The sequence below is a fragment of the Burkholderia stabilis genome (assembly GCF_001742165.1).
Lineage (GTDB): Bacteria > Pseudomonadota > Gammaproteobacteria > Burkholderiales > Burkholderiaceae > Burkholderia > Burkholderia stabilis.
This window is the reverse complement of sequence record NZ_CP016443.1, coordinates 662,184-687,830: the sequence shown is the minus strand read 5'-3', so window position 1 is coordinate 687,830 and position 25,647 is coordinate 662,184. Positions and strand designations below refer to the sequence as shown.

20 protein-coding genes are annotated in these 25,647 nt (G+C 68.8%); 7 read left to right on the top strand and 13 right to left on the bottom strand.

Annotated elements, in window-relative coordinates; all coding sequences use genetic code 11:
• Positions 1 to 75: 75 nt before the first annotated feature.
• The 5 genes from BBJ41_RS21120 to BBJ41_RS21100 all read right to left on the bottom strand — a co-directional run bounded on the left by BBJ41_RS21120 (position 76) and on the right by BBJ41_RS21100 (position 4,008).
• Entirely contained in the window at positions 76 to 984 is a 909-nt protein-coding gene (locus BBJ41_RS21120; RefSeq protein ID WP_069748270.1) for an NAD-dependent epimerase/dehydratase family protein, read from the bottom strand.
• Positions 985 to 1,057: 73 nt separating this feature from the next.
• Positions 1,058 to 1,894 carry an SDR family NAD(P)-dependent oxidoreductase gene (locus BBJ41_RS21115; RefSeq protein ID WP_069748269.1) on the bottom strand — a complete coding sequence of 279 codons (837 nt, stop codon included), beginning with the start codon at positions 1,892 to 1,894 and terminating at the stop codon, positions 1,058 to 1,060.
• 37 nt (positions 1,895 to 1,931) lie between these two features.
• The gene (locus tag BBJ41_RS21110; RefSeq protein WP_069748268.1) at positions 1,932 to 2,690 is read right to left on the bottom strand and encodes an SDR family oxidoreductase; all 759 of its coding nucleotides are present in this window, start codon (positions 2,688 to 2,690) and stop codon (positions 1,932 to 1,934) included.
• Between the two features lie 40 nt (positions 2,691 to 2,730).
• Positions 2,731 to 3,588: an SDR family NAD(P)-dependent oxidoreductase gene (locus tag BBJ41_RS21105; protein ID WP_069748267.1), complete on the bottom strand. Its 858-nt coding sequence runs from the start codon at positions 3,586 to 3,588 to the stop codon at positions 2,731 to 2,733.
• A gap of 3 nt (positions 3,589 to 3,591) precedes the next feature.
• Positions 3,592 to 4,008 (bottom strand): nuclear transport factor 2 family protein, encoded by a 417-nt coding sequence (locus BBJ41_RS21100; RefSeq protein WP_069748266.1) that lies wholly within the window; start codon positions 4,006 to 4,008, stop codon positions 3,592 to 3,594.
• A 460-nt stretch (positions 4,009 to 4,468) separates the two neighbouring features.
• Between BBJ41_RS21100 and BBJ41_RS21095 the strand changes: the two genes are divergently transcribed.
• Both BBJ41_RS21095 and BBJ41_RS21090 read left to right on the top strand, forming a co-directional pair.
• Positions 4,469 to 4,678, top strand: coding sequence for a hypothetical protein (locus BBJ41_RS21095; RefSeq protein WP_069748265.1), 210 nt, complete (start codon positions 4,469 to 4,471; stop codon positions 4,676 to 4,678).
• A gap of 297 nt (positions 4,679 to 4,975) precedes the next feature.
• Positions 4,976 to 6,472: an FAD-dependent oxidoreductase gene (locus BBJ41_RS21090; protein WP_069748264.1), complete on the top strand. Its 1,497-nt coding sequence runs from the start codon at positions 4,976 to 4,978 to the stop codon at positions 6,470 to 6,472.
• 71 nt (positions 6,473 to 6,543) lie between these two features.
• On the opposite strand, the gene BBJ41_RS21085 is transcribed toward BBJ41_RS21090, so the two are convergent.
• On the bottom strand, positions 6,544 to 8,208 hold the full coding sequence (locus tag BBJ41_RS21085) for an acid phosphatase (protein ID WP_069748263.1): 1,665 nt from the start codon (positions 8,206 to 8,208) through the stop codon (positions 6,544 to 6,546).
• Between the two features lie 465 nt (positions 8,209 to 8,673).
• Between BBJ41_RS21085 and ftsH the strand changes: the two genes are divergently transcribed.
• Positions 8,674 to 10,647 (top strand): ATP-dependent zinc metalloprotease FtsH, encoded by a 1,974-nt coding sequence (gene ftsH / locus BBJ41_RS21080; RefSeq protein WP_069748262.1) that lies wholly within the window; start codon positions 8,674 to 8,676, stop codon positions 10,645 to 10,647.
• Positions 10,648 to 10,725: 78 nt separating this feature from the next.
• Positions 10,726 to 11,193: an OsmC family protein gene (locus BBJ41_RS21075; protein WP_069748261.1), complete on the top strand. Its 468-nt coding sequence runs from the start codon at positions 10,726 to 10,728 to the stop codon at positions 11,191 to 11,193.
• A 14-nt stretch (positions 11,194 to 11,207) separates the two neighbouring features.
• On the opposite strand, the gene otsA is transcribed toward BBJ41_RS21075, so the two are convergent.
• The 3 genes from otsA to BBJ41_RS21055 all read right to left on the bottom strand — a co-directional run bounded on the left by otsA (position 11,208) and on the right by BBJ41_RS21055 (position 17,353).
• A complete protein-coding gene (gene otsA, locus BBJ41_RS21070; RefSeq protein WP_069748260.1) occupies positions 11,208 to 12,614 on the bottom strand; it encodes an alpha,alpha-trehalose-phosphate synthase (UDP-forming) in 1,407 nt (468 codons plus the stop codon).
• A gap of 623 nt (positions 12,615 to 13,237) precedes the next feature.
• Complete coding sequence (locus BBJ41_RS21060; protein WP_083281932.1) at positions 13,238 to 14,857, bottom strand: methyl-accepting chemotaxis protein; 1,620 nt, start codon at positions 14,855 to 14,857, stop codon at positions 13,238 to 13,240.
• Between the two features lie 468 nt (positions 14,858 to 15,325).
• Positions 15,326 to 17,353 (bottom strand): TonB-dependent receptor, encoded by a 2,028-nt coding sequence (locus tag BBJ41_RS21055; RefSeq protein ID WP_069748257.1) that lies wholly within the window; start codon positions 17,351 to 17,353, stop codon positions 15,326 to 15,328.
• A 513-nt stretch (positions 17,354 to 17,866) separates the two neighbouring features.
• On the opposite strand from BBJ41_RS21055, the gene adhP reads away from it, so the two are divergent.
• Positions 17,867 to 18,895: an alcohol dehydrogenase AdhP gene (gene adhP / locus BBJ41_RS21045; protein ID WP_069748255.1), complete on the top strand. Its 1,029-nt coding sequence runs from the start codon at positions 17,867 to 17,869 to the stop codon at positions 18,893 to 18,895.
• Positions 18,896 to 18,961: 66 nt separating this feature from the next.
• On the opposite strand, the gene BBJ41_RS21040 is transcribed toward adhP, so the two are convergent.
• Both BBJ41_RS21040 and BBJ41_RS21035 read right to left on the bottom strand, forming a co-directional pair.
• Positions 18,962 to 19,393: a MarR family winged helix-turn-helix transcriptional regulator gene (locus BBJ41_RS21040; RefSeq protein ID WP_069748254.1), complete on the bottom strand. Its 432-nt coding sequence runs from the start codon at positions 19,391 to 19,393 to the stop codon at positions 18,962 to 18,964.
• A complete protein-coding gene (locus BBJ41_RS21035) occupies positions 19,390 to 20,307 on the bottom strand; it encodes an alpha/beta hydrolase family protein (RefSeq protein WP_069748253.1) in 918 nt (305 codons plus the stop codon). The genes BBJ41_RS21040 and BBJ41_RS21035 overlap by 4 nt, the downstream gene beginning before the upstream one ends.
• A gap of 288 nt (positions 20,308 to 20,595) precedes the next feature.
• Here BBJ41_RS21035 and BBJ41_RS21030 point away from each other — a divergent pair, with 288 nt between their 5' ends.
• Entirely contained in the window at positions 20,596 to 21,570 is a 975-nt protein-coding gene (locus BBJ41_RS21030) for an ABC transporter substrate-binding protein (RefSeq protein WP_069750301.1), read from the top strand.
• A gap of 55 nt (positions 21,571 to 21,625) precedes the next feature.
• Entirely contained in the window at positions 21,626 to 22,720 is a 1,095-nt protein-coding gene (locus BBJ41_RS21025) for an LLM class flavin-dependent oxidoreductase (RefSeq protein WP_069748252.1), read from the top strand.
• Positions 22,721 to 22,817: 97 nt separating this feature from the next.
• On the opposite strand, the gene BBJ41_RS21020 is transcribed toward BBJ41_RS21025, so the two are convergent.
• Together BBJ41_RS21020 and BBJ41_RS41970 are read right to left on the bottom strand one after the other, a co-directional pair.
• Positions 22,818 to 23,750, bottom strand: coding sequence for an ABC transporter substrate-binding protein (locus BBJ41_RS21020; RefSeq protein ID WP_069748251.1), 933 nt, complete (start codon positions 23,748 to 23,750; stop codon positions 22,818 to 22,820).
• Positions 23,751 to 23,784: 34 nt separating this feature from the next.
• Positions 23,785 to 25,572 (bottom strand): amino acid ABC transporter permease/ATP-binding protein, encoded by a 1,788-nt coding sequence (locus BBJ41_RS41970; protein ID WP_083281931.1) that lies wholly within the window; start codon positions 25,570 to 25,572, stop codon positions 23,785 to 23,787.
• Positions 25,573 to 25,647 lie beyond the last annotated feature (75 nt).

Here is a 25,647-nt window from a genome sequence, read left to right as displayed (position 1 = left end):
CGCATCGACGACGACGTCCCGCCGCCGGCGAGTTGCATGCCGGCGGCGGGACGTTTTTGCATCTGCGCCGTTCGTTTACTGCGCGCTGCAATGGGCAACGACTTCGTCGACCGCGCGCTGCACGTCGCCGCGCCGGTAGCGCAGCAGCGCGCTGTCGGCCGGATCGGGCTCGTACGCGACGACGTTGCCGCGCCCCGTGTAGATCGCCATGTCGGGCAGCAGCGGATGCTCCTGGTCGAGCGACGGCACATCCTGCGGATTGCCGGCTGCGCGGAAGAATGCGCCGAAGTAGTCGGCGAAGCTGAGGTTCTCGTCGCCGACGAGGTAGGCCTTGCCCGCTTCACCGCGCTGCAGCGCGCCCCAGATCGCTTCCGACAGCGATTGCGTGGAGATGAAGTTGCTGCCGCCGGCCGGCCCGAACACGGGCAGCCCCGCGAACTGGCCCTTCGCGTAGCCGGTGTATGCGGCGAACATCTCGTTGCGCAGCCCCGGCACCGACCCGACGACGAACGGCGCATTCACGCTGCACACCGAGAAAGACGGCGTCGCGAGCGCGCGCACGCGTTCGTCGGCGAGATGGCGCGAGCGTACGTACGGCACGGTCTCGACGAGCGCCGGCGCGACCTGCGGATAGAAGCTGCCGACCAGCACCGCGCGCTTCACGCCCGCGTCGCGCGCGAGCGCGAAGAAGCGCGGCACCGCGTCGACGTTCGCGCGTTCCCAGTGCGCGGCTTCGTCGGTGCCGGGCGGCAGGTGGCGGATATCGTTGCCGGCCGCGAACACGACCGCGTCGAACGGCGCGAGATCATCGCGCGTGAAGTTGCCTGCCACGTAGTCGCGCAACAGCACGTCGAACTGCGCGAGCGCGCTGCCGGCCGCGGCCGGCTTGCGTGCGGCGAGCGTGATCTGGTTGCCTTGCGCATGCAGGTGCAGCGCCGCGTGGCCGCCGATGAGGCCGGTACCGCCGACGATCAGGATTTTCATGGTGTCTCCGGTGGCGGCGCAGGCGCGCCGCATGAGATGAGCGGGTGAAGCCGCGCAAGCGCGCGGCGCTCGGTCAGAAATTGAAACCGTTGCCCGTGACGACGGGCATGTTGGTCCAGAAGCCTTTCGGGTCGCGATACCAGCCGGCCGCGGCGAGTGCGCCGCCGTCGACGTGCAGCGTCGTGCCGGTGACCCACGCGGCGAGCGGGCTCGCGAGGAACAGCGCGGCGCCCGCGATGTCGCCGGCCACGCCGAAGCGGCCGAGCGGAATCCAGCGCGGGATGTGATCGTGGTGCTCGGCCGCGACCATCGCGCTCACGGGCACCTGCGGCGTCTCGGTGGTTTCCGGCGCGATCTGGTTCACGCGGATGCCGGCCGGCCCGAGCTCGAGCGCGAGGCTTTTCGTGAAGCCGGTCAGCGCGGCCTTGAACGACGCATACACGGTGCAGTTCGGAATCGCGCGAAAACCCTCGATCGACGATACGCCGATGATGCTGCCGCCCGCGCCGCGTTTGCGCAGCAACGGCAGCATCGCGCGCGTGACGATGAAGGCCTGGCGCAGGTTCACGTCGAACAGCCGCGCGATGTCGTCGTCGGTGTAGTCGTCGAACGGCTTCGCGATCTGCAGGAAATCGCCGACGTTGTTGACGAGCACGTCGAGGCCGCCGAAGCGTGCGTCGACCGTCCGGGCGAATGCATTGACCTGGTCGGCGCGCGTGACGTCCACGGTGCCGACGAGTGCGTCGACGCCTGCCGCTTCGAGCGCCTGCCGCACGTCCTGCGCGCGGGCCGCGTCGATCTCGGCCACGGCGACGCGTGCGCCGGCCGCGCCGAACGCTTCCGCGCACGCGCGGCCGATGCCCGCGCCGCCGCCGGTGACGAGTACGGTCTTGCCGGTGAATGAAATCATCGATGAACTCCTTTGAACGGGAAGGCGGTGCGCCGCGTCACAGCGACGACACCAGTTGCGCGTTGTCGATCCGCAGCTCCGCGCCGTTCACGAAGCGCGATTCGTCGGACGCGAGGAACAGCACGAGATTCGCGACGTCCTGCGGGTCGCACATGCGCGCCATCGGATCGCTGCCGATGCCGAGCGCGGCCGGGTCGAGATCGGGCATCAGCGCCTGCGTCATCGGCGTCCAGATCCCGTCCGGATGGATCGAGTTGCAGCGGATGCGATAACCGCTGCGCTTGCAGTGCACGGCGACGCTGCGCGCGAGCGCCGTCACCGCGCCTTTCGAGCCGGTGTACGCGCACATCATCGGCAGCCCGCCGAGCGCGGCGACCGACGACATCATCACGATCGAGCCCGGCGTGTCGTTGCCCTTCATCGCGCCGATCGCGTACTGGCAGCCGAGGAAATAACCGTCCGCGTTGGTGCGCATCACGCGCCGCCACGTGTCGAGGCTCGTGTCCTCGATCGAGCCGACCGGGCAGATCGCCGCGTTGTTGACGAGCACGTCGAGGCGCCCGAAGCGGTCGAGCGTGGACGCGATCGCGTGCCGCCAGCCGTCTTCATCGGCGATGTCGTGGCGCACGAACAGCGCCGCGTCGCCGATTTCGCGCGCGAGCGCGCGGCCGGCATCCTCGTCGATGTCGGTCAGCACGACGCGCGCGCCTTCGGCGGCGAGCAACAGCGCATCCGCGCGGCCGACGCCGCTTGCCGCGCCGGTGACCAGCGCGACCTTGTTTGCGACTCGATTCATGGTCGGTCGAATTCCTGTGACGTTGAAAGAAGGCGGGCGCTCATGCAGCGCCCGGTGCGCGGCCGGCCTTGATCGCGTCGAGCGCGGCCGTGCCGTAGATCTGCGCGATCGTGTCGTCGACGCGCGGGTTCGTGCGCAGTTCGTGGCCGCCGTCGACCGCGAAGCTCTGCCCGGTCACCCAGCCCGATTCGGGGCCCGCGAGATAGCGCACCGCGTGCGCGATCGCTTCGGGCTCGCCGAGCGTGCCGAGCGGGATCTGTTCGAGAAAGCTGTCGACCATCGCGCGGTTGTCGAACATCGGCGCGGTCGCTTCGGAGCGCGTAAGACCCGGGCGCACCGCGTTCACGCGGATCTTCGCGCCGGCCAGCTCCTCGGCTGCGCCGCGCACGAGCGCTTCGAGCGCGGCCTTCGCGGTGCAGTACGCGGTCAGCCAGCGGAAATTGATCCGCGCGGCCGTCGACGAGATGCAGACGATCGCGCCGCCGCCGCTCGCGGCCAGCCGCGGCGCGGCATGACGGATCGCGGCGAACGCGCTGTGCAGGTTCAGGTCGATTTCCGCGCGGAAGCTGTCGGCGTCGTGCATCAGCAGCGGCCGGAAACCGGCGCCGCCGACCGTCGGCACGACGATGTCGAGACGGCCGTCGAGCGCCCACGCGCAGTCGAGCGCGGCTTGCAGGTCGGCTTCGTCGCATGCGTCGCCCGCATGGATCGCGACGCGGCTGCCGGGCACCGCGTCGGTCAGTTGCCGCTGCGTACGTTCGAGCGCGTCGCGGCGGCGGCCCATCAGCACGACGGCGGCGCCGTCGGCGACGAGCGCCTGCGCGCACGCTGCGCCGATACCGCCGGCGCCGCCCGTCACGAGCGCCGTGCGGCCGTCGAGGGGAAGGGATGTGCGCATCGTTCAGCCCTCCAGCGGCAGGTCCTGCGCCCAGTCGACGTGCAGCGTGCGCGCCGCGAAGCGCCACGTGCCGCCGTCGAACACGCAGCGATCGCGGTAGCGCAGCCCCCAGTCGAGCTTGCGCTTCACGCCGTCGCGCACGTAGACGTGGCACGCGACGCCGTAGGTTTCGACGTCGGCCTCGCCGCCGTCGAGCGTGACGAGCTGGTTGTGCACGTGATGCTGGGTGGTTTCGTAGCGCTCGATTACGCCCATGCCCGCGACGATCGCGTCGCGGTCGTCGAAGCGGAAGCCGGGGCCGGCCAGTGATGCGTCGGCGGTGAAGAGGGTGGATAGCCGCGGCCAGTCGCGCCGGTCGACGGCCTGGGCGTAGCGGCACGCGAGTTCGTACAGCGCGTGGCGGGGATTCGAATCGGTCATGCGTTGCTCCCGTGGAAATACGGAAAGAGTCGGCCGCGCCGCGAGTGCGGACGCGGCGGCATTGCGACGTCGATGCGCAGGTTCGCATCGAACCGGTCGAGACTCGTCATCCATACGGAGCAGGGCGAGGGTCGGGGAAAACACCGGGGCGGGGCGCTGCGCGCCGCGCGATGGCATGCCGATGCTGCGGCGCAGCGGCCGATGCGCGGGAGGCGTCTGCCAGTTGGCGTGGCGGGTCACGAAAGGCGCACGACGCGCCGCGTTTCTTTCATGCACGTGAATCCGAGGTGCGTGATGCTGCGATGCGGCATGCGGTTCGCGCGCCGCTCCGCGTTTGCCCCTAGTCGAAATGGACGATGGCTGGCGGCCGGGCGCTGGCTACCGTGCAGTCATCCGGTGCTGCATGCGATGTACGCCGGACACGAATCGCACCAGCGGCCAACCGGAGGGGACGACGATCATGAGACTGACAACTCGCAAGCTGTGCGTATTGGTGATGGGCACGTTCGCTGCGATGGCAATGGCGCGATACGGCGTCGATCAAGTGCCGTCGCCGCCGTATGCGGCTGGCATCCTGCAATGTCGCTCGGTCGACGTGAACGGCCTGCCGACCGGCTGCGTGCCGATCGATCCGTCCCACTTCGGTTTCGCCGCGCTGCGCGGCATGTGACGCCGGCGCGGCCGCGCGCCGCGCAGGCCGGACGCCGTTGCGGCGCGCGGACCGCTTTCGCCGGAGCCGTCGCGCAATGGTCGCGCATCGGCCTGGCCGCGCGGCCGTACTGCTTCACTCCGGTCCACTTCCGCCGCGCCCGGGACGGCGTAGCGCCTGCATCGGCACCGCCGCATGCCCGTTTCGGCCACGCGGCATCGAGCCGACTCACCGAGCGCCGCGCCGGGCGGTCCGCCCGGCAGGCCGGCGCCACGCCCGTCGCTTTCCGCCCCTTTCCTTCACGCTGACCCATTCCTCATGTCATCCGACCATTCCCTGACCCGCCCCCTGAACCTCCGCGACGTGCATCGCTGGGACGCCGAACACGATGTCGTGATCGTCGGCTTCGGCGCGGCCGGCGCATGCGCGGCAATCGAAGCCGCGAGCGCCGGCGCCGACACGCTGATCGTCGAGCGCGCGTCGAGCTTCGGCGGCACGAGCGCGCTGTCGGGCGGCGAGATCTACCTTGGCGGCAGCGGCGGCACGCCCGCCCAGCGGCAGGCCGGCTTTACCGACGACACCGAGGATCTGTACCGCTACCTGATGCTCGCAGGCGGCCGCGACGCCGACGAGGCGAAGGTGCGCGTCTACGCGAACGAAAGCCTCGCGCATCACGACTGGCTCGTCGCACAGGGGCTCACGTACAAGAACACGTTCATCGCCGAGCGGATCGTCGAACCGGAAACCGACGATTGCCTGATCTGGTCGGGCAGCGAAGAGGCCTGGCCGTTCAGCGAGGCGGCGAAGCCGTGCCCGCGCGGCCACACGCCGCAATGGCCGGGCTGGGGCGGCGGACAGATGCTGATGCGCGTGCTGGCCGAACGCGTGCAGGCGCTCGGCGTCGCGACGCGCTACGACACGCGCGCGCTCGCGCTGATCGTCGACGACGGCGGCGCGGTGCGCGGCGTCGTGCTGCGCGCCTATGGCGAGACGGCTTACGTGCGTGCGCGCCGTGCGGTGATTCTGTGCGCGGGCGGCTTTGCGATGAACCGCGACATGGTGCGCCGGCATGCGCCGCAGTTCCTGCGCTCGGACGAACCGATCGGCAGCCCCGGCGACGACGGCTCGGGCATCCTGCTCGGCCAGAGCGCGGGCGGCGCGGCGATCCACATGGACCAGGGCTTCGTCAGCCTGCCGTTCTACGCACCCGAATCGCTGATCCGGGGGATTTTCGTGAACGCGCGCGGGCAGCGCTTCATCAACGAGGACGGTTATCACGGCCGCACGGGCCATCATGCGTTCCATCAGGCCGACGACCGGATCTACCTGCTCGTCGACCACGCGACCTACCAGGAGCCACCTGCGATCGCGCGGATCGGCATCGCGGCGGCCGGCGAGACGTGGGAGGAGGTCGAGCGCGACCTGCAGATGCCGGCCGGCACGCTGACGGCGACCGTCGACGTCTACAACCGCCACGCGGCCGAAGGCGCCGATCCGCTGTTCCACAAGGCGAAGAAGTGGCTGCAGCCGCTGATCGAGCCGCCGTTCGTCGCGCTCGATTGCCGGATCGATTACGCGTTCTATCCGCACTTCACGCTCGGCGGCCTCGACACGCTGCCGACCGGGCAGGTGGTCGATGCGGCGCGCGCGCCGGTGCCGGGCCTCTATGCGGCCGGCCGCACGACGTGCGGGCTGCCGCGCTGGGGCGCCGGGTACAGCTCGGGGCTGTCGCTGGCCGACGCGACGTTCTTCGGCCGGCAGGCCGGCCGTCACGCCGCGCATGCGGTGCGCGACGCATTGCGCAGCGCGGCGTAGCCTGGCTGAAATGAACGACGCCCCGGGCCGCGCGATTGCGTGGCCCGGGGCGTCGTCGTTTCAACCCGCCGTCAGCCGAGGTCGAGCGCGTTCGTCAGATCGCCCGGCGGCGTCTCGCCGCGCGCGGCGAACGCCTTGTTGCGCGCGGCCACGCCGTCGAGCGGCGCGAGTCCGTGCACGCGGCTGATGAAGCGCAGGATCGAGTTCGTGTCGTACAGCGTGTGATCGACGAAACCCTTCTTCGCGAACGGCGAGATCACGAGCGCCGGAATCCGCGAACCCGGGCCCCAGCGATCGCCGACCGGCGGCGCGACGTGGTCCCACCAGCCGCCGTTCTCGTCGTGCGTCATCACGATCACGGTGTTCGCCCATTGAGGCCCGCGCCGGATATGGTCGATCACGGTCGCGATATGGCGGTCGCCCGATTCGATGTCGGCATAGCCCGCGTGCATGTTCAGGTTGCCCTGCGGCTTGTAGAACGTGACGGCCGGCAGGCGGCCCGCGTCGATGTCGGCGATGAAGCGGTTCGTCGACGGTTCGTCGCCGAGCCCTGCGTCGCGCAGGTGCCGCTGGCGTGCTTCGGTGCCCGGCGCGAAGTTGCGGAAGTAGTTGAACGGCTGGTGGTGGTACTGGAAATCCGGCACGGTGCCCGTGTCGCGATGTTCGAGCGCGTACTGCCACGCGCCGCTGTACCACGCCCAGTCGATGTTCTTCTCCGACAGGCGGTCGCCGATCGTCGCATAGCCCTGCGGCGGCATCACGCGATGGTCGTCCGGGTCCGCATAGGCGGCGTTGCCCGGGTCGGGCGGCGGTACGTAGCTCGGCTGGTACGGCGGCGCCATCGTGTTCACGCCGTAGCCGTCCGGCGTCAGTGGGCCGTCGCCGGCGAACTTCGGCGGGCCGTCGAGCGCGGATGCGGGCGAATCGTCGGCGAGCTTCAGGCGCGTGCCGGCCGGATCGTCGCCTTCGACCTTCGACAGCAGCTTGGCCGCGTGCGGATGCTTGTGCGCGTCCGGATACATCGGCGGCTGCGCCGAAATCAGGAACATGTGGTTCATCCACGAGCCGCCGAAGGCCGCCATGAAGAAGTTGTCGCACAGCGTGTATTGCCGCGCGAGATTCCACAGCCGCAGCGTGTCCGCCGAATTGCGGTAATGGCCCATCACGAGGCCGCCCGAATCGGCCCACGCGGCGAACTGGTTGTTGCGGCCGGCCGCGATCTGCATCTGGTTCTGGTAGAAGCGGTGCCACAGGTCGCGCGTGATGACGCCGTTCGGCAGCGGCTTGCCCTGCGCGTCGGCGATCCGGAACGGCGCGTTCGGCAGCTTGTCGATGTCGCGCTCGGCGATCGCGTAGCGCTTGCCGTCCACTTCCTGCGCCTGCGGCACGAGCCCGCCCCAGATCTTCGGCAGCACGGGCAGCGGCGTCTTGCCGTCGCGATCGAGCTGCTGCGCGTGTTCCGGCCGCACCTCGCTCAGCGGATGGCGCACGCCGGGGAAATCGCCGTACAGGTTCGAGAAGCTGCGGTTTTCCGCGTAGATCACCACGATATGGCGCACGTGCTGGCGCAAGGCTTCGTCGAGCCGCAAGTCGGCGGCGGAACGCGGCGCGGCCGGCTGCGTCGTTTCGCAACCGGTGAGCGCGACACCCGCACCGAGCGCGGCGAGGCCGCCGAGCACACGGCGGCGGTCGGGATCGGCAGGAAGGTCGTCGGGGCGATCGGGGGTGTCGTTCACGTCGTGTGCTCCTCGAATGGGCGGGTGGGTGTTGTCGTTCGATGCGCGGCGACGCCGCACCGGCTGCCGCGACGCGTGACGGAAAGCAACGGCCGGTGTCGCACGCGTGCCAGCGCGGCACGACTGTCACAAAAATGTCACGAACGCGACTATAACGCGGCGAGGGCTGCCGATGAAAGGCGTTTGTCGGACGATTTCGATGCGCGAGGCAGGCAATGCGGGACGCCCGTGCGCGAGCTAGACTGGATTCAGGGGCGGCGCGTCGCGGCGTGCCGCCCGGGCGAGGATCGCCTGGCGGCGCCGGCCGACGGCGCCGTCGCGGCGTGTCATTGATGCAACGAAACGAGGCGACGATGACGCGGATGCATGCCGCTTCCTCCGCATGGCCGCCGATGCCGCGCGCCGAGCGCGCGTGCGTGCCCGCGTGAGCGCGCACCGCGCGGCGCGTGTGGCTGGCCCGATGCCATGGACAGGAAATTCGACTACCCGGGATTGCTGATCGCGGCGGGCTTCTTCGTGCTGTTCGCTGCGCAGTTGCTGATGCTTCACCCGGCGTCGACGTCGATTGCCTACAGCGATTTCCACCGGCTCGTCGCCGCGCGCCTCGTCGACGATCTCGAAGTCGGCCCCACGTCGATCACGGGCACGCTGAAGATGCCGCAGGCCGGCACGATGCTGCCGGCGTCCGAAGCGGCGGTCGCGCAGCAGGCCGGCGCGCCGTGGCGCTTCACGACCAACCGCGTGAGCGACGATCGCCTCACCGATACGCTGACCGCCGCCGGCATCCGTTATCACGGCACGCCCGACACGAGCTGGATCGCGTCGCTGGCTTCGTGGCTGCTGCCGCTCGTGCTGTTCGTGTTCATCTGGAACATGATGCTGCGAAGGCGCGGCGGGCTGCAGGACTTCACCGGGATGGGCAAGAGCCGCGCGCGCGTGTACGTGCAGCAGGAAACCGGCATCACGTTCGACGATATCGCGGGCATCGACGAGGCGAAGGCCGAGTTGCAGCAGCTCGTCGCGTTTCTGCGCAACCCCGATCGCTACCAGCGGCTCGGCGGCAAGATCCCGAAGGGCGTGCTCGTCGTCGGCGCGCCGGGCACGGGCAAGACGCTGCTCGCACGCGCGGTGGCCGGCGAGGCGGCGGTGCCGTTCTTCTCGATCAGCGGCTCGGCGTTCGTCGAGATGTTCGTCGGCGTCGGCGCCGCGCGCGTGCGCGATCTGTTCGAGCAGGCGCAGCAGAAGGCGCCGTGCATCGTGTTCGTCGACGAGCTCGATGCGCTCGGCAAGGTACGCGGCGTCGGCCCGATGTCGGGCAACGACGAACGCGAGCAGACGCTCAACCAGTTGCTCGTCGAGATGGACGGCTTCCAGGCCGGCTCCGGCGTCATCATCATGGCCGCGACGAACCGGCCCGAGATTCTCGATCCCGCGCTGCTGCGGCCGGGCCGTTTCGATCGCCACATCGCGATCGACCGGCCCGACGTGACCGGCCGCCGGCAGATCCTCGGCGTGCACGTGAAGCGCGTGAAGCTCGCGGCCGACGTCGATCTCGGCGAACTCGCGTCGCGCACGCCGGGCTTCGTCGGCGCGGATCTCGCGAACGTCGTCAACGAGGCCGCGCTGCATGCGGCCGAACTCGGCAAGCCGGCGATCGGCATGGCCGATTTCGACGAGGCGATCGATCGCGCGTTGACGGGCCTCGAGCGCAAGAGCCGCGTGATGAACGCGCAGGAGAAGCTGACCATCGCGTATCACGAAGCCGGCCACGCGCTCGTCGCGGAAAGCCGCGCGCATTGCGACCCGGTGAAGAAGGTGTCGATCATTCCGCGCGGCGTGGCCGCGCTCGGCTACACGCAGCAGGTGCCGACCGAGGATCGCTACGTGCTGCGCAGGAGCGAGCTGCTCGACCGGATCGATGCGCTGCTCGGCGGGCGTGTCGCGGAAGAGCTCGTGTTCGGCGACGTGTCGACGGGCGCGCAGAACGATCTCGAACGCGCGACCGCGATGGCGCGCCACATGGTCATGCAGTACGGGATGAGCGAGAAGATCGGGCTCGTGACGTTCGACGACGGCGATGCGCGCCAGGGCATGCCCGGCGCGTGGCGTGCGGGCGAAGGCCGCTGCAGCGAGCATACCTCGCGCATGATCGACGACGAGGTCCACACGCTGCTGACCGACGCGCATGCACGCGTCGCGGCAACACTAGGTGAACGCCGCGATGCGCTCGAACGCATCGCGCAACGGTTGCTGCAATGCGAGGTGCTCGAACGCGATGCGCTGCAGGCGCTGATCGAAGGGCGCATCGAACCGTCGTCCGCAGCAGCGGCATCCGGCGACGAAGCCGGCCCGCGCGGCGACGCGATCGCGCCCGAGCAAGCCTCCGCGGTCGAGCGCGATTTCGTCGCGTACGGCCCGCCGCGCGAACCCGATCGCTGAACGCGCCGCGAGCCTGCGGCCGGCGCGCGCCGATCCGGCGCCGCGCCTCCTTTCCCGTTTTCCAGTCACGGAGTCGCCATGAGCGAGGCGCACGTATCGGTCGATGTCGCGCAACAGGCGCGTTTCTGTTTCGAAGTCGCATTTGCCGGCACGACGCTGTCGCCGGTGCTCACCGACGAACCGCCACCGCTCGGCGACGGTCGCGGGCCGAATCCGGTCCGTCTGCTGGCCGCGGCCGTCGCGAGCTGTCTGGCAGCGAGCTTGCTGTTCGCGCTGAAAAAACAGCGTGTCGATCCGCAGCCGGTCACCGCACACATCGACGTCGACATGGTGCAGAACGACGCGGGCAGGGTGCGCGTGGGCGCGATGGCCGTGCGCCTGTCGATCGGGAAAACATGGGCCGATCTCGCGGCAGCGACGCGTGCGCTCGATCGGTTCGACGCCTATTGCGTCGTGGCCGAAAGCCTGCGCGCCGGCATCCCGATTGCGGTCGACGTGTGCGATGCGAACGGTGCGACGCTCGAATGCGCGGCGACGGATGAGTGAGTGCGTCGAGCGCGTCAGGGCGCGGTGGCCGCGGCGACTTCGGCTGCTTCGGCGAGCGCATCGAGAAAACGCGTGCGCCACCAGTGCACGTCGGTCTTGCGCACGATCGCCATCAGCGCCGCGTGACGCTGGCGGCGCTCCTCGAGCGGCATCGCGAGCGCGCGCTGGATCGCCTGCGCGGTGCCTTGCGTTTCGTACGGATTGACGAGCAGCGCCGATTTCAACTGCTCGGCCGCGCCCGCGAAACGCGACAGCACGAGCACGCCCGGATCGGCCGCGTCCTGCGCGGCCAGGAACTCCTTCGCCACGAGGTTCATCCCGTCGCGCAGCGGCGTGACGAGCGCGACGCGGCTCGCGCGGTAGAGGCCCGGCAAGCGCTTGCGCGCGACGGTGCGGTGGATGTAGCGCATCGGCATCCATTCGAGTTCACCGTAGTCGCCGTTGATCGCGCCGCACAGGCTGTCCATCTCGCGCCGCAGGTCGTCGTACGCGCCGAGATCCTCGCGGCTCGGCGCGGCGATCTGGATCAGCGTCGCGCGATCGCGGTTCTCCGGATACTGTTCGAGCAACTCGCGGAACGCATGCACGCGCTGCGGCAGCCCCTTCGTGTAGTCGAGCCGGTCGACACCGACGAGCAACTGGCGGCGCGAATATTCGTCGCGCATCCGCTCGAACATGTCGATGCCGTCGCGATCGCGCGCGAGCGATTCGAACTCGTCGACGTTGATGCCGATCGGGAACGCACCGGCCGACAGCGTGCGGCCGAACGCGCGCAGGCGGCCGTCCTGCAGCCGCGCGGCGCCGGCTTCCGCTTCGACGTAATGCTCGAAGTGCAGCAGGTCCGATTCGGTCTGGAAGCCGACCAGGTCGTACGCGAACAGCGAGCGCATCAGCCATTCGTGTTCGGGGATCGCGGCCATGATCGGCGGCGGCGGCATCGGGATGTGCAGGAAGAAGCCGATCGGATTCGTGCAGCCCATCGCGCGCAGTTCGGCGGCGAGCGGAATCAGTTGGTAGTCGTGGACCCAGATGGTGTCGTCGGGGCGCAGCAGCGTGCGCAGCTTGCGCGCGAACAGCTGGTTCACGCGCCGGTAGCCGTCGGCGAAACGCCGGTCGAACTGGGCGAGATCGAGCCGGTAGTGAAACACCGGCCACAGCACGTTGTTCGAATAACCGAGGTAATACGCGTCGTAATCCTGCGGATCGAGATCGATGGTCGCGAGCTGGATGCCACCGACGTTCTGGATCTGGACCTCGTCGCCATGCGACGGCTGATCGTCGCCGCCGCGTAGCCTGCCGCTCCAGCCGAACCAGACGCCGCCGGTTTCCTGCAGGCTGTCCTTCACGGCAACGGCAAGGCCACCGGCCGCGGCTTTACGGGGATCTGCAATGCGATTGGATACGACGACGAGTCGGCTCACCAGCTCTCCTGACGATTGTTGGGGGAAGGGTGCGGCCGGCGGCGCGAAGCGGACGCCGCCATCGACGCGCTGCGCGCGATGCGATGGGGCCGCAATGCGATCGGACGGGAATCAGGGGCACGCGATTCGCCGTTCGAACGGGGAGTGCTTTTTTTAGGATACTCGTCATTCGTTCGATTTAAAAGTCTGCAGCGGCGAACGAAGCGGGTATGAATGCGGCGTGACAGCCGTGACATCGGCGCGGCGGCGTGCGAGGCGCGGGCGGGATCGGAATTTGCGCGGCGCTGCAAAGGTGGCGTGCGTAGTGCGCGGTGGTGGATAGCGGGACTTGTTCAGACAGTCGTGCGTGCGCGAATACGCATCGGCACGATGTCGCGCCGATCGACGGTGGCGACGACGGTGACGACCTTCGATGCAGCTACGCCGATGCGCGACCTACATGCAAGCGTGCCGCGAACGCACGACGCGAATCGGTGTTGCGCGATGTCGTGTGCGCGCGCCGAGTCCGCAGGAGAGGGACGATGCGCAGCCGCACCGCGTGCCGCGCGCGGCCGCGCATCGCGCGGTGCGCGCAAGCGCGATGCAGGCGGGCAAGCGAAGCAGCGTGCGCATCGTCGTCGCCGTTATGCGGTGGCCGGCTGCCAGTGACGCGTATCGGCTTCCTGCGCATGCGTGCCCGGCGACGTCGTGTGCGCGCCGGACGGCATCCGGAACGCGGAGACCGTTTCGGAAAGCTCGCGGCCCTGCGCCTCGAGCGATTTCGATGCGGCCGCGGCCTGTTCGACGAGCGCCGCGTTCTGCTGGGTCGTCTCGTCCATTTGCGTGATCGTCAGGTTCACCTGGTCGATGCCGCGGCTCTGCTCGGCCGATGCCGCCGCGATCTCGCCCATGATGTCCGTCACGCGCGCGACGGCCTGCGTGACGTCGGACATCGTCTTGCCGGCTTCGCCCGCGAGCGCCGAGCCGTCCTGGATCGTCTGCACCGATGCGGAGATCAGTTCCTTGATTTCCTTCGCCGCCGTCGACGAGCGCTGCGCGAGACTGCGCACCTCGCTCGCGACGACCGCGAAGCCGCGGCCCTGTTCGCCCGCGCGCGCCGCTTCGACGGCCGCGTTCAGCGCGAGGATGTTGGTCTGGAACGCGATGCCTTCGATGATGCCCGTGATGTCGGCGATCTTCGACGAGCTGTGACCGATCTCCGTCATCGTGTCGACCACGCGGCCGACCACCGAGCTGCCGCGCTGCGCCACATCCGACGCGTTCGCGGCGAGCGTGCTCGCCTGTTGCGCGTTCTCTGCGTTCAGCCGTACCGTCGACGTGAATTCTTCCATCGTCGCGGCGGTTTCCTGCAGCGACGCGGCCTGTTCCTCGGTGCGCTGGCTCAGGTCGAGGTTGCCCGACGCGATCTCGCCCACCGCATGCGCGATGCTGTTCGACGAATCGCGCACACGGCCGACGATGCCGATCAGCCGCTCGTTCATCGTTCGCAATGCTTCGAGCAGATCGCGCGTCTCGTCGTTGCCGTTCACCTGGATGCGGCTGCCGAGATCGCCGTTCGCCACCGTGCGCGCGACGTCCACCGCCGCGCCGATCGGCACCGTGATCTTGCGTGTGAGCCACAGGCCGCCACAGACGGCGACCGCGACGGCGATCAGGCAGATGCCGGCCAGCAGGTTGCGCTCCATCACGTAGCGATCCGTGAATTCCTGCGCGATCGCGAGTTCGCGTTCATGCGTGTAGGCCGCGTACGCGTCGGTCGCGCGCACCAGCTGCGCGAGCAGCGGACGGCAATTCGCATCGATGTCGGCGGTGGCCTCGTCCTTCTTGCCGGCCTGCGCAAGCCCGACGATGCGCAGCGCGACGGGCCCGTAGCTGCCTTCGATACGCACGATGTCGCCCACCAGTTCGCGTGCGCGATCGGACGTGTCGGTCGCGTTCGCCATCATGTCCTTGAGCTTCGCGAGACGTTCCTGCACGTCCTTGTGCGCCTGGTTCACTTCGGCCAGTTCGAGCTCGACGTCGGACGGTTTGGTGACGAGCACGAGATTGCGCGCGGCGATCGCTCGCCGGTCGACCGCGGTGCGGATTTGCGCGGACAGATTCGCGCGCGCGTTGATGCCGTTCATGTAGCGGGAAAACTCGGCGTTGGTATCGGACAGTGCCTTGAGGGCCATGCCCGACACGATCACGACGACTGCGGCGAGCAAGCCGAAGCCGCCCAGCAGCTTAGTTTTGATGCTCATTCTGGCGATTTTCACGTTGTGCCTCTGCGCGTGTGGTTGGCAAATTGAATTTATTGTTCGACCAGATACGGGCTCGTGCCGGCATTAACGGGTATACGGGATGATTCTTTACCCTTCGAAAACCCTGATATTAGTTTTTTTAGCGATGAAAGCCTTGTCAGGTGGGCGTTCTTGATTTGGATCAAAAGCCCGGGATTACCCGTGATTCAAGCGTTCATAAGCGGAATTTGAAACCGGTTTTATTGGTGAAATCTAAAACCGTCTATTTGATAATAATTGTCTGATGATTTTCTTGCGATTTATGGATGAATAACGGAATTTCGTTGGCGGGGGAATATGGGGAGGGAGTCGATGCCGTGATCGGCATGTGCCGCGAAATGGACGGCAATGGCGGATCAGGAAAAATCCGGCGCGGAAGTCGTCGCGCCGGACAGGCTCGCGGCGGGCGCCGCGAGCAGTGAGACAGGGTCAGAACGTGGTGCGCAAACCGGCCATCACGCTGCGGCCGCCTTCCGGTGCAAAGCCGCGCACGACCGAGGTGGCGTAGCGGATTTCCTGGTTCGTCAGGTTGTCGCCGCGCAGGTAGGCGAGCCAGCGCGTGGCGCCGACGCGGAACTTGTAGGTCAGCATCACGCCGAGCGACGTGTAGCCGTCCGTCGAGAAGTCGTTGTCGGGCACGCGATGCTGCGACCACGCATGCGTGACCTGCGCGCGCGCACCGAACGGGCCGTAGCCGTAATCGGCCGCGAGCGTCGCACGCAGCGGCGCGATGCGCGGCAGCGGCTGGCCCGTGTCGACGTTGCGCGCGTGCGTGTAGTCGGCCGTCAGCTCCAGGTCGACCGTATGGCCGCGCCGCGAGAAGGCGCGCCATTTGCCGTCGAGCTCGACGCCGTAGAACTCGGCGCGCACGCCGCGATAGATCGCCTCGTTGAGCGAACCGTCGGTGCCGGGCGCGACGGGCTCGCCGTCGTCGTTCACGACGCGGCCCGTGTTGTACTCGGTCAGGTAGTTCGAGAAGCGGTTGTAGAACACGCCGACGCTGCCGCGGTTCGGGCCGCTCGCGTAGCGCAGTGACAGGTCGGTCGACACGGCCTTTTCCTTCGACGCGTTCGGGTTGCCGATCAGGAACTGGCCGGTCGCGTCGTGCGGGCCGTTCGAGTACAGCTCGTAGAAGGTCGGCGCGCGTTCGGTGTACGCGACGTTCGCCGCGACCGACCACACCGGCGTCAACGTGAACAGCGCGCCGGCCGACAGGCTGCCCGCGTTGAAATCGCGCGGCTGCGCGCCCGCGAATTTCTCGACGCCGGCCGGATCGGGATCGACCTTCACATGTTCGAAGCGCCCGCCGAGGCTCAGCTTCAGCGCCGGGACGACCTGCCATTCCTCGAGGCCGAACAGCGCGACGCTGTTCGTGCGCGTGGACGGCACGAGCATCTCGTCGCCGAGCGCGGAGAACGTGTTCTGGCCGAACTGCACGCCGATCGCGCCTTCGAACGGGCCGATCTTGCGATGCCGCGCCTCGATGCGCGCCTCGTAACCGCGGTTGCGGAAGGTGGTCGCCGTCTCGCCGTTGTCGACTTCCTTGTGACGGTAGTCGGTGTACGCGAAGTCGAATTTCAGCTTCGTGAACGGCCCGCTCAGGTTGCGCACCTCGGACGCGAACGCGAGGCGCTCCTGGCGCATCCGCAGGCGCACGTCGCTCTCCGCGACGGAGCCGTAGTTCGATTCGTAGCCGCTGTACGACAGGCCCGCGAAGCCGTCCGCCCACGTGTACGACGCGCCGAGCGCGCCGCCGTGCACGCGGCCGTCGCTGTTCGGCACGCTGCCGTACGGCTGCGGCGTGTCGGGGCCGTCGATCGCGCGTTGCGTGCTGCTGCGCGCGTAGCCGGGAATCCGCAGCTTGCTCGTCTCGCGATCGAACGCGTCGACATGGAATGCGAAGCGGCCGTTGCCGCCTTCGACTTGCGCGGCGCCCGCGCGCACGGAGTTCGCGCCGCCGTAGCGCGCGTCGAGCGCACCCGTCACGCCTTCGATCGCTTCGCGCGGAATCCGGTTGTCGATCGTGTTGACGACGCCGCCCACCGCGTTGCCGCCGTACAGCAGCGCGGCCGGGCCGCGCACGATCTCGACACGCTCGATCGACAGCGGGTCCTGCGGCACGGCGTGGTCGTACGACAGCGAGGACGCGTCGTAGGCCGCGACGCCGTTCTGCAGCAGCCGGATCCGGTCGCCGTCCATCCCGCGAATGATCGGGCGGCCGACCATCGGCCCGTAGGTGGTGGTCGATACGCCGGGCAGCCCGTTGAGCGTTTCGCCGAGCGAGTCGGCCTGGCGGCGCGTGAGCGCGTCGCCGGAAAGCTGGACGGTCGGCGCGATCAGTTCGGTGTCGCCGAGCGGGTTCGCGGTCACGAAGATCGGCGCGAGCGGGGCGGCCGAAGCGGTGCCCGATGCGGCGGGCGCATCGGTCTGCGCTTGTGCGACGGCGGCGAACAGCATCAGCGAAAGGGACGAAAGCGGGCGAAGCGGTAGACGAGGGAGGTCGCGCATGGTCGGTGAATCGGTTGGAATCGGATAACGAGCGATGCGGGTCACCATTGGATACGATATATTGTTGCGTCGGCGACGCGCAGTGACCCGTTGGGATATGGCTCGGCGAGACTCGAGCACCTGGGAGTAACGGCGTCAGGTGGACGAGCACACGAAATGATATGTTATATCATTTCGAATTCCAAGCCGAATGTCGGCGATTCGTACGGTTTCCGTCGGATCGTCGAAATATCGGCTGAAGCGGGCGGCCCGCTGGCCGATGATCGTTCGCGAGTCCGGCCGGCGCGGCGTCGAGCGAAGCGGCGCGCCCGATCGTGCTGTGCCGCCGTGCCGCCGTGCCGCCGTGCGACGCGATGATGCAGCCGCGATCGCCGGATAGCGCGCATCGCGTTGATGCGTATCAACGTGCTCCGATTCCGAAACCGGATACTGGGTCGCTCATCGACCAGACAGGAGCGACGCATGACGCAAACCATGAAAGCGGCCGTGGTGCACGCCTTCGGCGAACCGTTGCGCATCGAGGAAGTGCCCGTGCCGGTGCCGGGCCCCGGCCAGATTCTCGTCAACATCAAGGCATCGGGCGTCTGCCATACCGATCTGCACGCGGCCGACGGCGACTGGCCCGTCAAACCGTCGCTGCCGTTCATTCCGGGCCATGAAGGCGTGGGCATCGTCGCGGCCGTCGGTGCGGGCGTCACGCACGTGCGCGAGGGCGATCGCGTCGGCGTGCCGTGGCTCTACACGGCCTGCGGCCATTGCGAGTACTGCCACACGGGCTGGGAAACGCTGTGCCATGGCCAGCAGAACACCGGCTATTCGGTGAACGGCAGCTACGCGGAATACGTGCTGGCCGATCCCGACTACGTCGGCCATCTGCCGGCGCAGGTCGCGTTCGACGAGATCGCGCCGATCCTGTGCGCGGGCGTGACCGTCTACAAGGGCATTCGCGTGACCGATACGCGCCCCGGCCAGTGGATCGCGATCTCGGGGATCGGCGGGCTCGGGCACGTGGCGGTGCAATACGCGCGCGCGATGGGCCTGCACGTTGCGGCGATCGACATTTCGCCGGACAAGCTCGCGCTCGCGCGGCAACTCGGCGCGCAACTGACGATCGACGCATCGATCGACGATCCCGCGAAGGTGATCCAGAAGGAAATCGGCGGCGCGCACGGCGTGCTCGTCACGGCGGTGTCGCGCGGCGCGTTTGCGCAGGCGCTCGGGATGGTGCGGCGCGGCGGCACGGTTGCGCTCAACGGGTTGCCGCCCGGCGATTTTCCGTTGCCAATCTTCTCGACGGTGCTGAACGGTATCACCGTGCGCGGCTCGATCGTCGGCACGCGGCGCGACCTGCAGGAATCGCTCGATTTCGCGGCCGACGGCCTCGTGCGCGCGCATATCCATCGCGACCGGCTCGGCAACATCAACGACGTGCTCGCGAAGCTGCGCGAAGGCAAGGTGGACGGGCGCATCGTGCTGACCGACATGCGGTGACGCGATGCCCGCGGTGGCGCGACGCGCGCGGCCACCGGGTCGACGGATCGACGGTGAAGCGCCCGCTCAGCGTTCCGGCGTAAACCGTTCCTGCAACGCCTGCAGCCAGCGTGCGACGACATCGAGTTCTGCGTCGGAAAACCCGTCGCACAGTTTCGCGTTCAGTTCGCGCAGCACCACGCGCGCATGCTTGAGCGCCGACTGGCCCGCATCGGTCAGGAACAGGCGGGTCGCGCGGCCGTCGTCCGAATCGGCGTGGCGCGCGATCAGTCCGGCTTTCGCCATCCGGTCGGCGAGGCCGGTCATCGCGGAGGGCGCGAGCTGCAGCGCCGCGCCGACTTCGCCGATCAGCGCGCCGTCCTGCTTGTCGAGAAAGAACAGCACGCCGGCCTGCGCGGCGCTCGCGCGCGTGTCGGTTTCCGCCTTGCGGTCGACCCAGCGCTGCACGCGTCGCTGGCCAAGGTTCAACAGGAAAAACAGTCGTCGTCGTTCGCTCAAGCTGGGTTCCCGACAGCAATGGAAAGGGAGGGGCGGCTCGCTTGGCGCGGCGTGTCGAGCGCCTGCGCGAGCCAGTCGGCGATGCCTGGCCACAGCACCGAGCCGGGCCGGCTGCGGAAGAAGCCCATGTGCCCGACCGGGCCGGTGCCCGCCGCGTGCGGATCGACCTGGCGGCGTTCGACCGCTGCGCCGGTGAAGTAGCTTACCAGCAGGTCGATCGCGACGGGATTCGCCCACGGATCGTCGTCGAAGCCCAGCGCGAGGATCGGCAGCCGTTGTTTCGCGTAGCGTTCGGCGGCGCCGAGCGCCGGATCATCGAAGAAATAACGCGGCAGCGTCGTCCAGCGGCTCCATTCTCGGAACACCCCGGCCGGCAAGTCCTCGCCCAGTCCGAGCCGCTTGCCGGGCACGTAGCCGAGCACCGCGGACATCAGCGGGCCGAGCACGCGCAGGATCAGCCGCACCTTCAGGCGTTCGGCCGCGCTCGCGATCAGCCGCGTGCTGCCCGCGTGCGCCGCGACGAGCACGGCCGCGCGCAGGTGCACCGTGCCGGCGGAGAGCCCGATCGCATGCCCTCCGACGCTATGGCCGACCGCCAGCAGCGGCAACCCGTCGTACGCCTGCCGCGCCCAGGCGGTCGCCGCGCCCACGTCGAGTTCCATCCAGTCGCGCATGCTGGCCTGCAGCGCGCCCAGCCGCGCGGGCCGTGACGCATGGATGCCGCGATAGTTGTAGGTCAGCGCCGCAAAGCCGCGCCCCGTCAGGAAGCGCGCGAAGCCGGCGTACAGCCGCTCCGGCACCGCCGTCGCCGGATGGATCAGCACCAGCGCGCGCGGTTCGGCGTCGGGCGTCCACAGCGTGCCGCGCAGCGGATAACCGTCGATGGCGGAGAACTCGATGGGTTGGGCAGTCATGACCGTCCTCGTTCCGGGAGTTATTTCGTATGCGAAATATAGTCCGGAATGTATTTCGCGTGCGAAATAGATGTCGAAGAATCATTCGGAGGCGGCGTGCCGGGCTGGCATGCGCAGTGCTTCACTTCATAAAATATTTGCATCTTTGCATAGCAGAATATTGCGTTTGTCTCATGAAGCGGATCGCCGTATCGTCACCGGTTTCACCCCGTTCGCCGGCCGTTGCGCACGGCGGACAACGAGGCACCGCCGTCGCGCGGCAGCCCGCCAACTTCCCGGGAGATCACGTTGCTGAGCCGAATCGTCACGGCGCTCTTGCTGGCGCTTGCTGCGCAGCCGGGCATCGCGAAAGACACCGTCACGCTGCGCGTCGGTGAACAGAACTACTTCAACATCCAGGCGTCGATGGAGGCGTCCGGCGTGCTGAAGGACCTGCCTTACACGATCGAGTGGAAGCATTTCCAGGCCGCCGCGCCCGTTGCCGAGAGCCTGAACGGCAACGCGATCGACCTCGGTTTCCTCGGGGATTCCGCGCTGCTCACGCTGGCCGCGCGCGGCGCGCCGGTCAAGGTCGTCGCGGTGTCGCGGCAAAGCCTCGACGGCGTCGCGATCCTCGTGCCGAAGAATTCGCCCGTTCGCACCGTGGCCGACCTGCAAGGCAAGACCGTCGCCGTGTGGCGCGGCGCGTGGAGCCAGCAGCTCGTGCTGCGCGCGCTCGAGCACGCGGGCGTGCGTGCGGATTCGGTCAAGTACGCGTACCTGATGCCGATCGACGCGACCAACGCACTCGCGAACGGCTCGGTCGACGCCGTGTCGCTGTGGGAGCCGTTCGTCAGCACGCTCGCGTTGCGGCAGGGCGCGCGGCCCATTACCACCGCGCAGGGGCTGATGCCTGCGCTGAGCTTCGTCGCCGCGAACGAGCAGGCCGCGTCGGGCAAACGCGCGGAGATCACCGATTTCCTGAAGCGCGTCGTGGCGGCGCGCCAGTGGGTCGACAGCCATCCGCGCGAGTATGCGGACCTGTGGGCGAAGCGTGCGAAGCTCGAACCCGACGTCGCATACCGCTGGCTCAACAATGCGAAGCAGCGCGTGGGCCCGGTCGACGACACGGCTGCGAAGGATGCGCAGAACACGGCCGATTTCTTGCACAAGGCCGGCGTGATTCCGGCCGCGTACGACACGTCGAAGCTGCTCGACCGCTCGTATGCGGGCGCGTTCGCAGCGCCCGGGCAAAAGACCGAAAAGACGGCCGCCGCGCAGTGATCGTGCCGCCGCCCGTTCCCGGACTCCCGATCGAAAACCCAGAGGACATTCCGACATGCCAGTCGACATCATCGGCATGATCACCGCGACACCCGGCGCGGAGGTCGACGTACCGGGCGGCGCGGCCGTCCAGCCCGACTACGTGCGCCGCTTCGCGCAGGCGCACGAGGCCGCGGGCTTCGACCAGATCCTGGTCGGTCATTTCAGCAACGCGGCGGACGGTTTCATCGTCGCGTCGTTCGCGGCTGCGGCGACCGAGCGCAGCCGCCTCCTGCTCGCGCACCGGCCCGGCGTGATCGTGCCGTCGGCCGCCGCGCGGCAGATCTCAACGCTCGACGCGTTCAGCGGCGGCCGTCTCGCGCTGAACGTCGTGTCGGGCGGCGACGATACGGACCTGCAGCGCGACGGCGATTTCGTCGCGCACGACGCGCGTTACCGCCGCACCGGCGAATATCTCGACGTGCTGAAGCGGATCTGGCTCGCCGACGCGCCAGTCGATCACGACGGCGAGTTCTACCGGCTGCGCGGCGCGTCGCCGCTCGTGAAGGGCGCGCAGCGGCCGCATGTGCCGATCTATTTCGGCGGCTCGTCGCCGGCCGCGCTCGCGGTTGCGGGCGAACACGCGGAGGTCTACATGACGTGGGGCGAGCCGCTCGACGCGGTGCGCGAGCAGATCGCGCGCGTGCGCGCCGCCGCCGCGCCGTTCGGGCGCATGCCGCGCATCAGCGTGTCGTTCCGGCCGATCGTCGCCGAGACGGAAGCGGCTGCGTGGGAGAAAGCCGAGACGATCCGTGAGCGCGTGCGCGCGGCGCGGGTCGCGAACGGCCAGCCGATCGCCGGCCACGCGCCGCAGAACGCGGGCTCGCAGCGGCTGATGGCGGCCGCCGCGCAGGGCGACGTGCTCGACGAGCGGCTGTGGATGGGCGTCGCGAACCTGACCGGCGCGCGCTGGAATTCGACCGCGCTGGTCGGCACGCCGGAGCAGGTCGCGCGTGCGCTCGGCGCGTATTACCGGCTCGGCGTGTCGACGTTCCTGATTCGCGGGTTCGATCCGCTCGACGATGCGCTGGCCTACGGGCGCGATCTGATTCCGGCGATTCATGCGCATGTCGCGGAGCTCGACCGGTATCACGCGGCGGTCACGGCGTAGCCGACGATCGTCGGCCTACTGCGCGCCGAATTGCCCCGGCATTTCCGTGACGGAAGGCGCGCCGGGGCGATTCGCATCGCGCGTTTCGCCCCGGTCGTCAGAACGACGGCAACCCTGGCGGATTGGTTTCCGCCCGCGCGATCGCCTCGCTCTGCAATCCCCAGCGCGCGAGCGCCTGCCCATACCGGCCGCTGCCGATCAGCGCATTCGTCGCGAGCGTCAGTGCGGGCGCGAGCCCGCTGCCGCGCCGCGTCGCGATCGCGACATCGGCATTGGCCGGCCAGCCCGCATTGACGACGCCGACGCGGCGGATCTTGCCGGTGCGCGCGGCTTCATATGCGAGCGATGCGTTCGGGTTCAGTTCCGCATCCGCACGGCCCGAAAACAGCGCCACGCGCGCGGTCGCATCGTCGTCGAAATAGAGCAGCTCGGCCGGCTTGAGCCCCTGCGCGACGTTGCGTTTGTTCCATTCGAGCAGGATGCGCTCCTGGCTCGTCCCGGCGCCGGTGATGATCCGCAAGCCGGCGATGTCCTTCGGCTCGGCGATCTTCGCGATCGGGCTGCCGGTACGCACATAGAAGCCGTGCAGCCCGAGCCGGTAGGTCGTGAAATCGTATTTTTCCTTGCGCTTCTCGGTCACGCCGACATTCGAAATCACCGCGTCGTACTTGCCGGACGTCAGCCCGAGCGGCCAGTCGGCCCATGCGATCGGCACCAGCGCGAGCGAGCGGCCGAGCGTGTCGGCGACGAGCTGCGCATAGTCGGGATCGGCGCCGACCACGGTGCGCGCGTCGGTCGCGTAGGTCGATACCGGCGGCGCGTGCGGCGAAATCGCGACCGTGAACGCGCCCTCGCGCACCCAGCGGTAGCCGGTTGCCGCGCGGATCGCCGCGTCGTCGCGATCCGCGCGGATGCGGCCGGCCTGGCGCGGGTCGAGGTCCGCGGTGCCTGCTGCCGCTTGCGCCGCACGCCACGACAGGCCCGAAGCCGCGACCAGCGCGGCGGTCATGAACTGGCGTCGGTCGGTCATCGTGCCGCGCCTCGCAGGTCGGGAGCGGCGCGCATCACAGCACCCGCGACAGGAACGCGCGCGTGCGCGGATGCGACGGCGCGTCGAGCACGGCGCCCGGCGGCCCGGCCTCGACGATGCGCCCGCGCTCCATGAACAGCACGTTGTCCGCGACTTCGCGCGCGAAGCCGATTTCATGCGTGACGATCACGAGCGTCGTGCCCGAGCGCGCGAGTTCCTTGATGACGTCGAGCACTTCGTTGACGAGTTCGGGATCGAGCGCGGACGTCGGCTCGTCGAACAGCAGTACCTTCGGCCGCAACGCAAGCGCCCGTGCGATCGCGACGCGCTGCTGCTGGCCGCCGGAAAGCTGGCGCGGGTACGCATCGGCTTTATCCGCGAGACCGACGCGCGCGAGCAGTGCGCGCGCGGTGCGCTCGGCGGCGTCGCGCGTCACGCCGGCGACCGCGACCGGCGCTTCGATCAGGTTTTCGAGCACCGTCAGGTGCGGGAACAGGTTGAAGTTCTGGAACACCATCCCGACGGCCGTGCGCCGCTTCAGTACGTCGCGCTCCTTCAGCTCGTAGAGCACGTCGTCGTCGCGCCGGTAGCCGATCAGCTCGCCGTCGATGTCGATGAAGCCGTCGTCGACGCGTTCGAGATGATTGATCGTGCGCAGCAGCGTCGATTTGCCCGAGCCGGACGGCCCGACGATCACGGTCACGCTGCCGCGCGGCGCGACGAACGACACGTTGTCGAGCACGCGCTGCATGCCGAACTGCTTCGACACGCCATGCACGGCGACTTCGCCGCCGGCGCGCGGCGCGGCGGCAACGGCATCGACGTCGTTGCCGGCCTGTGCGAGCGATGCCGTGTTGCGCGACGTGGCGCGCCGCCACAGCACGCCGATGCGCGCGAGCGCGAACGTGAGCACCGACGGCTGCGGATTGCGCAGCGCGCCGCGCGCGTAATGGCGCTCGACCTGCACCTGGATCGCCGACAGCACGGTCAGGATGATCAGATACCAGACGGTGGCGACCATCAGCAGCGGAATCACCTCGAGGTTGCGGCGATAGATCACCTGCACCGTGTAGAACAGTTCGGGCATCGCGAGCACGTACACCATCGACGTGCCCTTGGCGAGCATGATCAGGTCGTTGAACGCGGTCGGCAGGATCGCGCGCATCGCCTGCGGCAGCACGATCCGCGTGGTCTGGCGGCCGCGCGGCAGCCCGAGCGCGGCGGCGGCTTCGAGCTGGCCCTGGTCGACCGCGAGAATGCCGCCGCGGATCACCTCCGCCGAAAACGCCGCGTGGTGCAGCGAGAGGCCGAGCACGGCTGCGAAGAACGGGCTGATCAGGTCGGTGGTCGGCGTATCGAACCACACGATGTCGGTGAACGGCACGCCGAGCCGCACGTGTTCGTAGAGGTAGCCGAGATTGTTCAGGATCAGCAGCAGCACGATCAGCGGAATCGATCGGAACAGCCACACGAAGGTCCACGCGCTCGCGGAAAGCAGCCGCGAACGCGACAGCCGCGCCAGCGCGACGAACCCGCCGAAGACGAGGCCGAACACCGCGCCGAGCAGCGTCAGCAACAGCGTGCGCGCAAGCCCTGACAGCACCGGCGGCGACAGGAACCATTCGGCGAACACCGGCCAGCCCCATTGCGGGTTGCCGAGGATCGAATGCAGCGTGATCGCGATCAGCACGATCGCGAGCACGGTGCCGGCCGCGCGCGACCGGTGGCGTGCGGGCACGATCCGGAAGCGCGTGCCGGGCTCGCGCGCGCCGGGGGAAGAGAGCGGCGGCAGTGTGCCGCCGAGATGGGTCGTGTCGCTCATGTCGATGGAAGTCCTCGAATCGGTCAGGCGAGCCGCGCACGGGCGGCGCGGCATATCGGCGTATCGGCGTATCGG